The sequence below is a fragment of the Sphingomonas sp. AC522 genome (genome assembly GCF_979258125.1).
The window spans coordinates 2,272,040-2,285,523 of the sequence record NZ_OZ409836.1 but is presented as its reverse complement, the minus strand read 5'-3'; the positions used below and the strand labels follow the sequence as shown (position 1 = coordinate 2,285,523).

The 13,484-nt window shown below is 63.1% G+C and carries 13 protein-coding genes; all 13 read right to left on the bottom strand.

The features are described 5' to 3' along the window. Window positions 1–19: 19 nt before the first annotated feature. From ACZZZM_RS11325 to ACZZZM_RS11265, 13 genes are read right to left on the bottom strand one after another with little or no spacing between them, the layout of a single operon-like run. The gene (locus ACZZZM_RS11325; protein ID WP_463595199.1) at window positions 20–796 is read right to left on the bottom strand and encodes a type III pantothenate kinase; all 777 of its coding nucleotides are present in this window, start codon (window positions 794–796) and stop codon (window positions 20–22) included. Window positions 797–807: 11 nt separating this feature from the next. Further along, a complete protein-coding gene (locus ACZZZM_RS11320) occupies window positions 808–1,575 on the bottom strand; it encodes a biotin--[acetyl-CoA-carboxylase] ligase (RefSeq protein WP_463596433.1) in 768 nt (255 codons plus the stop codon). A gap of 8 nt (window positions 1,576–1,583) precedes the next feature. Continuing rightward, window positions 1,584–3,041: an NADH-quinone oxidoreductase subunit NuoN gene (nuoN, locus tag ACZZZM_RS11315; protein ID WP_463595198.1), complete on the bottom strand. Its 1,458-nt coding sequence runs from the start codon at window positions 3,039–3,041 to the stop codon at window positions 1,584–1,586. Then, entirely contained in the window at window positions 3,041–4,636 is a 1,596-nt protein-coding gene (locus ACZZZM_RS11310) for an NADH-quinone oxidoreductase subunit M (protein WP_463595197.1), read from the bottom strand. The genes nuoN and ACZZZM_RS11310 overlap by 1 nt, the downstream gene beginning before the upstream one ends. Further along, on the bottom strand, window positions 4,633–6,735 hold the full coding sequence (nuoL, locus tag ACZZZM_RS11305) for an NADH-quinone oxidoreductase subunit L (protein ID WP_463595196.1): 2,103 nt from the start codon (window positions 6,733–6,735) through the stop codon (window positions 4,633–4,635). Before nuoL ends, ACZZZM_RS11310 begins: the two co-directional genes overlap by 4 nt. Continuing rightward, complete coding sequence (gene nuoK, locus ACZZZM_RS11300) at window positions 6,735–7,040, bottom strand: NADH-quinone oxidoreductase subunit NuoK (RefSeq protein ID WP_066794813.1); 306 nt, start codon at window positions 7,038–7,040, stop codon at window positions 6,735–6,737. Before nuoK ends, nuoL begins: the two co-directional genes overlap by 1 nt. Continuing rightward, window positions 7,037–7,648, bottom strand: coding sequence for an NADH-quinone oxidoreductase subunit J (locus tag ACZZZM_RS11295; protein WP_463595195.1), 612 nt, complete (start codon window positions 7,646–7,648; stop codon window positions 7,037–7,039). Before ACZZZM_RS11295 ends, nuoK begins: the two co-directional genes overlap by 4 nt. 33 nt (window positions 7,649–7,681) lie before the next feature. Then, window positions 7,682–8,167 carry an NADH-quinone oxidoreductase subunit NuoI gene (nuoI, locus tag ACZZZM_RS11290; protein ID WP_463595194.1) on the bottom strand — a complete coding sequence of 162 codons (486 nt, stop codon included), beginning with the start codon at window positions 8,165–8,167 and terminating at the stop codon, window positions 7,682–7,684. Beyond that, a complete protein-coding gene (gene nuoH, locus ACZZZM_RS11285) occupies window positions 8,164–9,216 on the bottom strand; it encodes an NADH-quinone oxidoreductase subunit NuoH (RefSeq protein WP_463595193.1) in 1,053 nt (350 codons plus the stop codon). The genes nuoI and nuoH overlap by 4 nt, the downstream gene beginning before the upstream one ends. Further along, window positions 9,213–11,207 (bottom strand): NADH-quinone oxidoreductase subunit NuoG, encoded by a 1,995-nt coding sequence (gene nuoG, locus ACZZZM_RS11280; protein WP_463595192.1) that lies wholly within the window; start codon window positions 11,205–11,207, stop codon window positions 9,213–9,215. Before nuoG ends, nuoH begins: the two co-directional genes overlap by 4 nt. Then, window positions 11,207–12,511: an NADH-quinone oxidoreductase subunit NuoF gene (nuoF, locus tag ACZZZM_RS11275; protein WP_463595191.1), complete on the bottom strand. Its 1,305-nt coding sequence runs from the start codon at window positions 12,509–12,511 to the stop codon at window positions 11,207–11,209. The genes nuoG and nuoF overlap by 1 nt, the downstream gene beginning before the upstream one ends. Then, complete coding sequence (locus tag ACZZZM_RS11270) at window positions 12,511–12,681, bottom strand: hypothetical protein (RefSeq protein WP_463595190.1); 171 nt, start codon at window positions 12,679–12,681, stop codon at window positions 12,511–12,513. Before ACZZZM_RS11270 ends, nuoF begins: the two co-directional genes overlap by 1 nt. Continuing rightward, window positions 12,678–13,349, bottom strand: coding sequence for a complex I 24 kDa subunit family protein (locus tag ACZZZM_RS11265; protein ID WP_463595189.1), 672 nt, complete (start codon window positions 13,347–13,349; stop codon window positions 12,678–12,680). Before ACZZZM_RS11265 ends, ACZZZM_RS11270 begins: the two co-directional genes overlap by 4 nt. Window positions 13,350–13,484 lie beyond the last annotated feature (135 nt).

Here is a 13,484-nt window from a genome sequence, read left to right as displayed (position 1 = left end):
TATAATTCCTTGAACCGGATTACCGGCTGCGTTCCCACAGCATCGACAACCCCTGAATGGTGAGATCGGGTTCGATCGCGTCGAACACGTTCGTATGTTTCTCGAAGAGCACCGCGAGCCCGCCGGTGGCGATCACCTTGAGCGGGCGGCCAACCTCGGCCTTCATCCGCGCGACCAGCCCTTCGATCATCGCGATATAGCCCCAATAGATGCCGATATGCATCTGATCGACGGTATTGCGACCGATGACGGAGAGATTGCCCTTCGGAGCCTCGATTGCAATGCGTGGCAGCTTGGCGGCGGCGGTGACCAGCGCGTCGAGCGACAGATTAATGCCGGGAGCGATGATGCCGCCCTTATAGGAGCCGGTGTAATCCACCATGTCGAAGGTCGCGGCGGTGCCGAAATCGATTATGATCAGGTCGCCGGTGTGGCGGGCATGGCCGGCAATCGCATTGAGCGCACGATCGGCACCGAGATTCTGGGGCTCCTCGACATCGAGCTGGAAACCCCATGCCGCCTGCCCCTGCCCGGCGATCATCGCGTCGGTCTTGAAATATTTGCTGCTGAGCACCTGGAGATTATGGAGCGCGCGCGGAACCACCGTGGCGATGATCACTCCGGTGACGGTGGCCATTTCATAGCCTTCGAGGGCTAGCAACTGGCTGAGCCACACGGCATATTCATCGGCAGTGCGGCGCGGATCGGTGGCGATGCGCCAGCGCGCGCGGATCTCGCCGGAGTCGACCAGCGCAAAGACGACATTGGTGTTGCCGGCGTCGATCGCGAGCAGCATTGCGGGCCCTTTCAGAGCAGGAACACGTCGCCGGCGTGAATGACACGGGAACTGCCATCGGCCAAGCGCAGCCTCAGTGCGCCATCGACGCTGAGGCCATCGAACAGGCCATCGACGCTGGAACCGTCGGCAAGGCGTGCAGTGAGCGCAGTGCCTTGTCGGTGCGCGCGGGCGAGCCAGCGATCGCGGACCGGGGCAATACCGTCACGCCAGCGCGAGAGCCAGCGGGCGAAGATTTCGGCGAGGGTTTCGGCGAAGATCTGTGGCTCGGGCGGGGGTGCGTACACGCTGAGACTGGTCGCTGGCTGGCCTAGCCCGACGGGGCAATGCGCCAGGTTTACGCCGAAACCAATGATGACGGCATCGTCGACGCGTTCGAGGAGAATGCCGGAGAGCTTGGCGCCGTCGATCAGGAGATCGTTAGGCCATTTGATTACCACATCGTCATCCCCGCGAACGGGGGGACCCAGGGTAACCGAGCGTGACGTTTGCGACTTTGGGTTCCCGCTTTCGCGGGAATGACGAACGAAGAGGCTGACCGTCTCTTCCAATGCAACCGCCGCGACCAATGCGAGCGTCGCCGGCGAAGGCTCCCCCGCCCGCACCCGTACCAGCGTAGACACGTACAAATTGCCCTCGGGAGATGCCCATTCCCTGCCCTGCCTGCCCTTACCCGCGGTCTGGCGTTCGGCGCGGAGCCACAGGCCTTCGGCAGCACCGCTGCGCGCGAGTTCGGCCAGATCGGCGTTGGTCGAACCCGTCTCGGCAACGGTACGGATCGTCGCGGTCAGAAGAGCGCCTTGGCGGCCGATGCCGTGAAGACTTCCAGATAACCAAGCAGCGGCCAGCCGAGCGGCGAGATCACCGCGGCGGCCACAACCAGCAGCGAGCCCTCCACAGGGTCGGTCTTGCCGGCGAAGGCGGGCGCAGGCTCGTCGAAGTACATCGTCTTGACGATCTTCAGATAATAATAAGCGCCGATCGCCGAGGCCGCAGCGCCGACCACTGCGAAGGCGAACAGGCCGGCATCCACTGCCGCGACGAACACCTGAAGCTTGGCAAAGAAGCCGAGCAGTGGCGGGATGCCTGCAAGACTGAACATAAAGATCGCCAATGCCAGCGCCAGGCCCGGCCGCGTGCGCGACATGCCCGAGAGGCTGACGATGCTCTCGATCGGCTGACCATCTGGTCCGCGCATCTGGAGCACGACGAGGAAGCTGCCCAGCGTCATGACGACATAGATCGCCATGTAATAGAGCACGCTCGACACGCCCGCCTCGCCACCGGCGGCGACGCCGATCAACGCGAAGCCGACATTGTTGATCGAGCTGTACGCCAGCAGGCGCTTGATGTTGTTCTGGCCGATCGCCGCGACCGCGCCGAAAATGATCGATGCGAGCGCCGCGAAAATCACGATCTGGCGCCAATCGTGGATCGCCGGACCCATCGCCTCGATCGCGACGCGCGTGGCGAGCGCGACTGCGGCAACCTTGGGGGCGGAGGCGAAGAAGGCCGTGACCGGGGTCGGCGCGCCTTCGTACACGTCTGGCGTCCACATGTGGAACGGCACGGCGCTGATCTTGAAGGCCAGGCCGGCGAAGACGAATACCAGGCCGAACATCAGTCCATAATCGTGCGTGCCCGGCGCGATCCCCGCATAGGCATCGGCGATGCCGGTGAACAAGGTGGTGCCGCTAAAGCCATAGACTAGGCTGATGCCGTAAAGCAGGATGCCCGAGGCGAGCGAGCCGAGGACGAAATACTTCAGGCCCGCTTCGGCCGAGCGCGTGTCGCGCCGCATGAAGCTTGCGAGCACATAGGCCGAGAGGCTCTGCAGCTCGAGGCCGACATAAAGGCTCATCAGATCGCTGGCGGAGACCATCATGCCCATGCCAGCAGTCGAGAGCAGGATGAGGACGGGGTATTCGGGGCGGAGATCGTCGCCCGAGCTGCTCTGGAAGAAGCGCGGAGCGATGAGAATTGCGACTGCGGCGGCAAAGAAGATCACTGCCTTGACGAATGCGCCGAACATGTCGGGCCGATAGAGCCCGCCAAATGCCTCACCGCCCGCGGACGCGGGACCGGCGAGCGAAACGCCAGCGCCAATCAACACGGCGATCGCCGCCCAGCTGACCAGCTTGGTGGACTGCTGCCCGCCCCAAGCGGCGACCAGCATCAGCAGGATCGCGCCGAGGCTGAGCACAAGCTCCGGGAGCACCATCATCAATTGCATCGAATAGCTCATCAGTGGGCGCTCCCATGCGCGGGAGCGGCAGGCGCAGCGTGGCCTGTGGCAGGTGCGCCATGGCCTTCACCATGGGTAGCTGGCGCGGGCTTGCCGGCGGTGGGCTGCGAATCGCCCGCAGGGGCGGCGCGGCTCATCCGTTCGACGAGGCGCTCGACATCGGGGCGCATCGGCCTGAGGAAGCTCTCAGGGTACACGCCCATCCACAGCACTGCGGCAGCGATCGGGGCAAGGAGCCAGAGCTCGCGGGCGTTGAGATCTGGCATCGCGCGGACATCATCCTTGGTCAGGTCACCAAAGACGACGCGGCGATAGAGATAGAGCATGTACGCGGCACCCAGGATGATGCCGGTGGTGCCGATCAGCGCCGTCCAAGTCGAGACCTTGTAGACGCCGGCCAGGCCGAGGAATTCGCCGACGAAGTTGCTGGTGCCGGGCAGGCCGACCGCAGCCATCGTGAACAGCAGGAACAGCACGGCATAGCGCGGCATGTTGATCGCAAGGCCGCCATAACGATCGATCTCGCGCGTGTGCAGCCGATCGTAGATCACGCCGACGCACAGGAACAGCGCCGCCGACACCAGGCCGTGACCCAGCATGATCATCATCGCGCCTTCGATGCCCTGATGATTGAAGGCGAACAGCCCCATCGTTACGATCGCCATGTGCGCGACCGACGAATAGGCGATGAGCTTCTTCATGTCCGATTGCACGAGCGCCACCAGCGACGTGTAGACCACTGCGATGCACGATAGTGCGAACACTAGCCACATGAACTGGGCGGAGGCTTCGGGGAACATTGGCAGGCTGAAGCGCAGGAAGCCATAGCCGCCGAGCTTCAGCAGTACGCCTGCCAGGATAACCGAACCGGCGGTCGGCGCCTGGACGTGCGCATCGGGAAGCCAAGTATGGACCGGCCACATCGGCATCTTCACCGCGAAGCTCGCGAAGAAGGCCAGCCATAGCCAGGTCTGCCAGTGCGCTGGGAAGTCATGCGCCATCAATGCCGGTATCGATGCCGTGCCTGCGCTGAGGATCATCGCAATCATGGCGACCAGCATGAAGAGCGAGCCGAGCAGCGTGTAGAGGAAGAACTTGTACGATGCGTACACCCGGTTGGCGCCGCCCCAGATGCCGATGATCAGGAACATCGGGATCAGGCCGCCTTCGAAGAAAACGTAGAACAGCAGCAAATCCTGCGCCGCGAAGGTGCCGATCATCAGCACTTCGGTGGCAAGGAAGGCCGCCATATATTCGGGGACGCGCTTCTCTATCGCGGTCCAGCTCGCGCCGATGCAGATCGGCATGAGAAAGACCGAGAGCATGATGAGCATCAGCGCGAAGCCATCGATGCCCAATGCCCAAGCGAAATCGACCCCGCCTACGCCGAACAGGCGAACATGCTCGACGAACTGCCACTGCGCGGCGCCTGCAGCCTGATCGAAGCTGCTCCACAGCCAAATGCCGAGCGCGAGATCGACCAAGGTGGCGGCCAGCGCGATCCAGCGGGCGTTGTTGGCGCTCGAGAACAGGCATGCGACCGCCGCCAGCGCGGGGATCGCCAGCATCAGCGAAAGGATCGGGAAACCGGTCATCCTGCGATCACCCAGGTAAGGGCAGCGGTGAGGCCGATCAGCATGATGAACGCATAGGTATAGAGATATCCAGATTGCAGCTTCGCCGTGCCGACGCCGCCGAGCGTGATCAGCTTGGCGATGCCGTTGGGCCCGAAGCGATCGATGGTGCCCTCATCGCCGACCTTCCAGAACAGACGGCCGATCGCGAAAGCGGGGCGCACGAACAGGAAGTGGTAGATCTCATCGAAATACCATTTGTTGAGCAGGAACCGGTAAAGCACGCCGAACTGGCCCGCGAAGGCCGCGGGGAAACTCGGGCGCTTGATATAAGCGTACCAGGCAGTGCCGAGGCCGAGCAGCATCGCGATCGTTGCCGAGAGCTTCACGCCCAGCGGAACATTATGCATTTCGTGCATCAGATGCTCGTTGAACGCGAGCGCACCCTTCCAGAAATGCTCGCCTGCTTCCGGCTCGATGAAATAGCCGTGGAAGACGAAGCCCGCAGCGATGGCGCCAACCGACAGTAGCAGCAGCGGCACGAGCATCGCCCAGGGGCTCTCGTGCGGGTGATAGCCGCCGGTGCCATCTGCAGGCGCATGCAAAACCTCGTGTGCGGAGGGCGTGTGGCCGGCATCTTCCTGCGCGGGGGCATTGGCATGCTCGCTGCCATGTCCGTGCGTGTCGTGATGATCGTCGCCATGTGCATCGTGAATCGCGTGCTGGATGTGCTCCGACTGAGTCCAGCGCGGGGCGCCGTAGAAGGTCAGGAACACGACGCGCCACGAATAGAAGCTCGTCAGCAGGGCGACGAACACACCGACCCAAAAGGCGCTCGGCACGCCGGCGGCCCAGCTTGCTTCAATGATCGCGTCCTTCGAATGGAAGCCGGCAAAGCCGATCGCGTCGAAGCCGAACACACCGGGGATGCCCACGCCGGTGATCGCGAGCGTGCCTGCCATCATCGTCCAGAAGGTGATCGGGATGTGTTTCCGCAGGCCGCCATAATAGCGCATGTCCTGCTCGTGGTGCATCGCATGGATCACGGAACCAGCACCGAGGAACAGCAACGCCTTGAAGAAGGCGTGCGTGAAGAGGTGGAACATCGCTGCGCCGTACGCGCCGACGCCCGCTGCAAAGAACATGTAGCCGAGCTGCGAGCAGGTCGAATAGGCGATCACGCGCTTGATGTCGGTCTGCGTCGTGCCGACCGTGGCGGCGAACAGGCAGGTCGCGGCGCCGACGAAGGTCACCACGCCCATCGCAACCGCACTCTGCTCGAACATCGGCGACAGACGGCAGACCATGAACACGCCGGCGGTGACCATCGTCGCGGCATGGATCAGCGCCGATACCGGGGTCGGGCCTTCCATCGCGTCGGGCAACCAGGTGTGCAGCCCGAGCTGCGCCGATTTGCCCATCGCGCCCAGGAACAGCAGCAGGCACAGGATCGTCATCGTATCCCAGCGCATGCCGAGGAACCCGATCGTCGAGCCATGCATGTTGGGCGCAGCGGCCAGGATCGTCGGGATATCGACGGTGCCGAACACTAGGAAGGTCCCGAAGATGCCGAGCATAAAGCCGAGATCGCCGACGCGGTTGACCACGAAGGCCTTGATCGCGGCGGCGTTGGCGCTCGGCTTGCGGAACCAGAAACCGATCAGGAGATAGGAAGCGAGCCCCACCCCTTCCCAGCCGAAGAACATCTGGACGAGGTTGTTCGCGGTCACGAGCATCAGCATCGCGAAGGTGAACAGGCTGAGATAGGCGAAGAAACGCGGCTGATCCGGGTCCTCGCTCATATAGCCCCAGCTATAAAGGTGGACGAGCGCGGAGACGCTGGTGACCACGACTAGCATGACTGCGGTTAGCGCATCGACGCGAAGCGCCCAATCGACGCTGAGCGCGCCGCTGGTCATCCAGTGGAGGACCGGCACGACGGTCGGCTCGGCCGCGCCGCTCATATAGCTAATGAAGATCGGCCAGGAGAGCGCGCACGCACCGAACAGTCCAGCCGTTGTGATCAGCTTCGGGAATACCGAGCCGAACGCCTTGTTCGAAAGGCCGGCGACGATCGCTGCCAGCAGCGGCAGGAATACGATGATCAGAATGCTGGACATCAGCCCTTCATCCGATTGACGTCGTCGACCGAAATCGTGCCGCGGCCGCGGAAATAGATGACGAGGATGGCGAGCCCGATCGCGGCCTCGCCCGCGGCGACGGTCAGCACGAACATTGCGAAGACCTGGCCGACGAGATCGCCGAGCGCCGCCGAGAAGGCGACCAGGTTCAAATTCACCGAGAGCAGGATGAGCTCGATCGCCATCAGAATGACGATGAGGTTCTTGCGGTTCATGAAGATGCCGAGCACGCCGAGCGTGAACAGGATCGCCGAAACGACGAGATAATGCGTGACGCCGATCACAGCTCGACCCCCTGCCCGACTGGCGGTTGCATGTTGCGGGTTGCGTCCTTCGAACGGCGGTTGATCTGGCTGGAGATGTTCTGCGGGCGAACGTCGCTGCGCTGACGATGCGTCAGCACGATCGCGCCGATCATCGCGACCAGCAGCACAAGGCCCGCGGCTTCGAACACGAACAGATAACGGCTGTAAAGCAGCTGGCCGATCGCTTCGATGTTAGGTGTCTCGCCATCGATCGGCGCGATGCGGCGGCCCATTTGCAGGCCCCCGGCGCTCCACGCACCCACTGCGATGATGATCTCGGCAACCAGCGCGATCGCCAGCGCCAGGCCCACCGCGGCATAGCGCATCACGCCAGCCCGCAGCTCGGCGAAATCGATATTGAGCATCATCACGACGAACAGGAAGAGCACCGCGACCGCGCCGACATAGACGATCACCAGCAGCATCGCGATGAACTCGGCGCCCGCGAGCACCATCAGCCCGGCCGCGTTGAAGAACGCCAGGATCAGCCAGAGCACCGAATGCACCGGATTGCGCGACAGGATCGTCATCGCCCCGGAGGCAATGACGACGATCGCGAAGAGATAAAAGGCGAGGATTTGGATCACGGAATCGTGCGGCCCCTGAAAGTTGGCGTGCGCTTAACGGTACGGTGCATCGGCGGCAAGGTTCGCGGCGATGACGCGCTCCCAGCGATCGCCATTCTCGAGAAGCTTGTCCTTCTGGTAGATCAGCTCCTCACGGGTCTCGACCGAGAATTCGAAGTTCGGCCCCTCGACGATCGCGTCCACCGGGCATGCTTCCTGGCACAGCCCGCAATAGATGCACTTGGTCATGTCGATGTCGTAGCGCGTGGTGCGGCGGCTGCCGTCGTCGCGCGGCTCGGCCTCGATCGTGATCGCCAGCGCCGGACACACCGCCTCGCACAGCTTGCACGCGATGCAGCGCTCCTCGCCATTGGGATAGCGGCGCAGCGCATGCTCGCCGCGGAAGCGCGGCGACACCGGGTTCTTCTCGTAGGGATAGTTGATCGTCGCCTTGGGCTTGAAGAAGTAGCGCAAGGTCAGCCAATGGGCCTTGATGAACTCCCACAGCGTGTACGAACGGATGATCTGGGCGAGGCTCATACGGGCAATCCAACCCGGGTAAGCATCAGATACCCGGAAACGAGGAACACGAAGGTCAGCGACAGCGGCAGGAATATCTTCCAGCCCAGCCGCATCAGCTGGTCATAGCGGTAGCGCGGCACGGTGGCCTTCACCCAGCTGAACACGAAGAAGAAGAACAGGATCTTGGCGAACAGCCAGATGATGCCGGGCACCGAGTAAAGCGGCGCCCAATCGACCGGGGGCAGATAGCCGCCCCAGAACAGCGTCGCGTTGAGCGTGCACATCAGCAGCACATTGGCATATTCGCCGAGCCAGTAGAGCGCGAAGCTCATCGACGAATATTCGGTCTGATAGCCGGCGACGAGCTCGGACTCGGCCTCGGTGAGATCGAACGGCGCGCGCGCAGTTTCCGCCAGCGACGAGATCAGGAACACCACTGACATCGGGAAGAGCAGTGGATTGAACCCGAAGCCATTGATGAAGCCGAAGATGTGGCCGCGCTGGGCCTCGACAATACCCGACAGGTTGAACGTGCCCGCCCACAGCAGAACCGCGATCAGCACGAAGCCGATCGAGACTTCGTAGCTCACCATCTGCGCTGCAGCGCGGATCGCCGAATAGAATGGATATTTCGAGTTGGACGACCAGCCGGCGAGAATGATGCCGTACACGCCCAGCGACGAGGCCGCGAGGATGTAGAGCAGGCCGACATTGATGTTCGACAGCACCACGCCCGCCTGGAACGGGATCACCGCCCAGACGATCAACGCGACCGTGAAGGTGATGATCGGCGCGATCAGGAACAGCACTTTGTTGGCGCCCGAAGGGATGATGGTTTCCTGCAGGAAGACCTTGAGACCGTCCGCGAACGACTGGAGCAGTCCCAGCGGCCCGACGACGTTCGGACCACGGCGCAGCGCCATCGCCGCCCAGATCTTTCGATCGGCATAGATGATCATCGCGACGGCGAGCATCAGCGGCAGCGCGATAACGAGAATGCCGACGATCGTGGCGACGAACCATGCCCAGCCATAAGGCAGGCCGACCCATTGGAAGAAAGCGGTCATTCCGCGGCCTCCGCGAAATCTTCACCGTGGACCAATTCGGCCGAGCAGCGCTGCATCGTCAGGCTGGCGCGGCAGATGGCGTTGGTGAGATAGAAATCCTGGATTGGATAGCTGACCGGACCGCTCGTCCGCGAGAAAAGTTGCGGCGGCGCCCAGGAATAGCGGACCAGCCCCTCCTGCCCCAGTTCGGGCACGTCCGCTGCCATTGCAGCGCGGAGCTGATCGTAGCTGTCGAACGGGAGCGGCTTGCCGAGCTTGTCCGAAAGCGCGCGCAGGATCGTCCAGTCCTCACGCGCATCGCCTGGAGCGAACACAGCGCGTTCGGCAAACTGCACGCGGCCCTCGAGGTTCACATAAGTGCCCGGCTTCTCGGCATAGGTGGCCGAGGGCAGGATCACATCGGCGTGATGCGCGCCCTTGTCGCCATGATGGCCGATATAGACCTTGAAGCTCGCCTCGAACGCCGAGAAATCGACTTCATCGGCGCCGAGGAAGAAAGTCAGCTTGGGCGCGGCCGCAGCCACATCAGCAATGCCGCCTTTCTGCGCGAAGCCGAGCATCAGCCCGCCCATCCGCGAGGCGGCGGTGTGGACGACGTTGAAGCCATTCCAACCATCCCGCATGAAGCTGCTCGCCACCGCCAGCGACGGACCGTGGCCGTCCTTGAGCGCGCCGGGCCCGAGGATCAGCACCGGCTTGCTGGCGGCTTCGATGACTTCCGAGACTTCGGAGGGCATCTTGCCGAGCAGGCCGAGATCGTTGCCGAGCCACTCGACCTTATAGGTCAGGTCGGTCTCGGGCCCGATCGCATAGACCTTGGCGCCCTTCTTGATCGCTTTGCGGATGCGGGTGTTGATTAGGGGCGCTTCCCAGCGGAGATTGGTGCCAACGAGCAGAATCGCGTCGGAATTTTCGATTTCGGCGATCGTGGTGTTGAACGCCACCGAACCGAGGTTCGTCACGTCATAGGCCATGCCGGTCTGGCGGCCTTCGAGCAGATCCGAGCCGAGCGAATTGACCAGCTTCTTGGCAGCGAACATCGTCTCGCAATCGAGCATGTCGCCGGCGATCGCCGCGACGCTGGAGCCGGCATTGACCGCGACGATCGCGTCGAATGCTTCGTCCCAAGTCGCTTCGACCAGCTTGCCGTCGCGCCGCACGAACGGCTTGTCGAGGCGGCGGCGGACGAGGCCATCGACGTGATAGCGCGTCTTGTCGTGCGCCCATTCCTCGTTGACGTCTTCGTTGATCCGCGGGAGCACGCGCATCACCTGGCGTCCGCGGCTGTCCAAGCGGATATTGGTGCCGACTGCGTCCATCACGTCGATCGAAAGATTGCGGCGCAGCTCCCAAGGGCGATATTCGAACGCCACCGGCTTGTGCGTCAGCGCGCCGACCGGGCAGAGATCGACCGTATTGCCCGAAAGCTCGCTCTTGAAGGCGTGCTCCAGATACGTCGTGATCTGCATATCCTCGCCGCGATAAAGCGCGCCGATTTCCTCCACGCCCGCAACTTCCTCCGCGAAACGGACGCAGCGCGTGCACTGGATGCAGCGGGTCATGATCGTCTTGATGATCGGACCCATATACTTTTCGGTCACCGCACGCTTGTTCTCGGTGTAGCGCGAGTGGCCCTTGCCGTACGCAATCGACTGATCCTGCAAGTCGCACTCGCCGCCCTGATCGCAGATCGGGCAATCAAGCGGATGATTGATCAGCAGGAATTCCATCACGCCTTCCCGCGCGGCCTTGACCATCTGGCTGTCGGTGCGGACTTCCTGATTGTCGGCAGCGGGCAGCGCGCAGCTGGCCTGCGGCTTGGGCGGCCCCGGCTTCACTTCGACCAGGCACATGCGGCAATTGCCGGCGATGCTCAGGCGCTCGTGATAGCAGAAACGCGGAATCTCCTTGCCCGCGGCCTCGCAGGCCTGAAGCACGGTCGCCCCGGCGGGGACCTCTACTTCGATTCCGTCTACGGTCAGCTTGGGCATTATTCGGCTGCCTCTTGCATCGGCTCTGCGCCGGTGCCGTTACGTTGGTTGATCCGGCGTTCCATCTCGGGGCGGAAATGCTTGATCAGGCCCTGGATCGGCCATGCCGCCGCATCGCCCAGCGCGCAGATGGTGTGGCCCTCGACCTGCTTGGTCACCTGATAGAGCGTGTCGATCTCGGATATGTCGGCGTCGCCGGTGCGCATCCGCTCCATCACACGCCACATCCAGCCGGTGCCTTCGCGGCACGGCGTGCACTGGCCGCAGGACTCGTGCTTGTAGAAGTATGACAGCCGCGAGATCGCGCGGACGATGTCGGTGGACTTGTCCATGACGATGACGGCCGCGGTGCCGAGACCCGAGCCGAGCTCGCGAAGCCCGTCGAAGTCCATCGGCGCGTCCATGATCTGCGCTGCCGGCACGAGCGGGACCGAGGAACCGCCGGGGATGACTGCAAGCAGATTGTCCCAGCCGCCGCGGATGCCGCCGCAATGCTTGTCGATCAGTTCGCGGAAGGGGATGCTCATCGCTTCCTCGACCACGACCGGCTTGTTCACATGGCCGCTGATCTGGAAGAGCTTGGTGCCCTTGTTGTTCTCGCGCCCGAAGCTCGAGAACCATTCGGGGCCGCGGCGCAGGATCGTCGGGACGACTGCGATCGATTCGACGTTGTTGACCGTGGTCGGGCAGCCATAAAGCCCGGCGCCCGCCGGGAATGGCGGCTTGAGCCGCGGCTGGCCCTTCTTGCCCTCAAGGCTTTCGAGCATCGCGGTCTCTTCGCCGCAAATGTATGCGCCGGCGCCGCGATGAACGAAGACGTCGAAATCATAGCCCGACTTGCTGGCGTTCTTGCCGATCAGGCCGGCGTCATACGCTTCCTGGACGGCCGCGAAGAGCGTCTCGGCCTCGCGGATATATTCGCCGCGGATGTAGATGTACGCGGCGCGCGCGCGCATCGCGAAGCCGGCGATCAGCGCGCCTTCGATCAGCTTATGCGGATCGTGGCGGATGATCTCGCGGTCCTTGCACGAACCCGGCTCGGATTCGTCGGCGTTGATCACCAGAAAGTTCGGGCGATCGGGACGCGGCTCCTTGGGCATGAAGCTCCACTTCATGCCGGTGGGGAATCCTGCCCCGCCACGCCCGCGCAGCCCCGATGCCTTGATACGATCGATGATCGCATCCTGGCCAATCGTCATCAGATCCTTGGTCGCATCCCAATCGCCGCGGCCTTGCGCAGCCGCGAGGTTCCACGGCTGGAAGCCGTAGACGTTGGTGAAGATGCGGTCCTTGTCAGCCAGCATTATCGGGGGCCCTTGCCCTTCATGAACATCACATAGACCAGGATCGCGATGCCGATGATGATCAGCGGGCCGAGCAGCGCGAAGGTAAGGCGCAGCACCCAGCCGAGCACCACGATGGCGCCGATGATCGCCAGGATCGTGACGATCAGATTCTTGTTCGATCCGTTCATGCCCATTCCCCCCGATAATCGTGGTTCTCGCCGACCATTGCGGTCAGGTTGGTCGTGCCGCCATACGCCTCGACGGTGTGGCGGCCCGGCTCCTGGGTGCCGGTTTTCGGCTGCTCGCCCCGCGCGAGCGCATCGAGGATCGCGACCGTGCGGTCGAAATCCAGATCCTCGTAATTGTCGTCGTTGACCTGCACCATCGGCGCCGAGGCGCAATTGCCCAGGCACTCGACTTCGGTGAGCGTGAACATGCCGTCCGCAGTGGTGCCCCCCTTGTGGAGCCCGCGCGACTTGCACGCAGCCATCACATCATCCGATCCGCGCAGCATGCACGGCGTCGTCCCGCAGATCTGCACGTGATAGCGGCCGACCGGCGCCAGATTGAACATCGTGTAGAAGGTCGCGACCTCGAACACGCGGATATAGGGTAGTTCGAGCTGGCGCGCGACGAACTCGATCACCGGCACGGGCAGCCAACCCTGCGTGTTCGTCTCCCCGCCGACCTGGCGCTGTGCGAGATCGAGGAACGGGATCGTGCAGCTCTGCTGCCGGCCCGCGGGATAGCGGCCCATGATCTCGTTGGCCTTGCGGACATTCTCGTCCGACCATTTGAAGCCATTCCAGCGCGCGCGGGTCTCGGCCTCGTCGGGGATTTGGGGTGCGTCAGCCATTCGTCAAATCTTCCTGTTCCGACGAAACTTGCGCCAGACCTTGTCGCCCCAAATCAAATCGTAGCCAACAAATAGGGTTATGGTGCTCACCGCGATCATGAGAAAACTCGTTTCGGCCTCGGAAGACACTTCGAA

What these genes read in the sequence shown, in the direction of transcription:
- ACZZZM_RS11325 (WP_463595199.1), bottom strand. Translation starts at nt 796, where the DNA reads ATGCTGCTCGCGATCGACGCCGGCAACACCAATGTCGTCTTTGCGCTG.
- nuoN (WP_463595198.1), bottom strand. Translation starts at nt 3,041, where the DNA reads ATGAGCTATTCGATGCAATTGATGATGGTGCTCCCGGAGCTTGTGCTC.
- ACZZZM_RS11310 (WP_463595197.1), bottom strand. Translation starts at nt 4,636, where the DNA reads ATGACCGGTTTCCCGATCCTTTCGCTGATGCTGGCGATCCCCGCGCTG.
- nuoL (WP_463595196.1), bottom strand. Translation starts at nt 6,735, where the DNA reads ATGTCCAGCATTCTGATCATCGTATTCCTGCCGCTGCTGGCAGCGATC.
- nuoI (WP_463595194.1), bottom strand. Translation starts at nt 8,167, where the DNA reads ATGAGCCTCGCCCAGATCATCCGTTCGTACACGCTGTGGGAGTTCATC.
- nuoH (WP_463595193.1), bottom strand. Translation starts at nt 9,216, where the DNA reads ATGACCGCTTTCTTCCAATGGGTCGGCCTGCCTTATGGCTGGGCATGG.
- nuoG (WP_463595192.1), bottom strand. Translation starts at nt 11,207, where the DNA reads ATGCCCAAGCTGACCGTAGACGGAATCGAAGTAGAGGTCCCCGCCGGG.
- nuoF (WP_463595191.1), bottom strand. Translation starts at nt 12,511, where the DNA reads ATGCTGGCTGACAAGGACCGCATCTTCACCAACGTCTACGGCTTCCAG.
- ACZZZM_RS11270 (WP_463595190.1), bottom strand. Translation starts at nt 12,681, where the DNA reads ATGAACGGATCGAACAAGAATCTGATCGTCACGATCCTGGCGATCATC.
- ACZZZM_RS11265 (WP_463595189.1), bottom strand. Translation starts at nt 13,349, where the DNA reads ATGGCTGACGCACCCCAAATCCCCGACGAGGCCGAGACCCGCGCGCGC.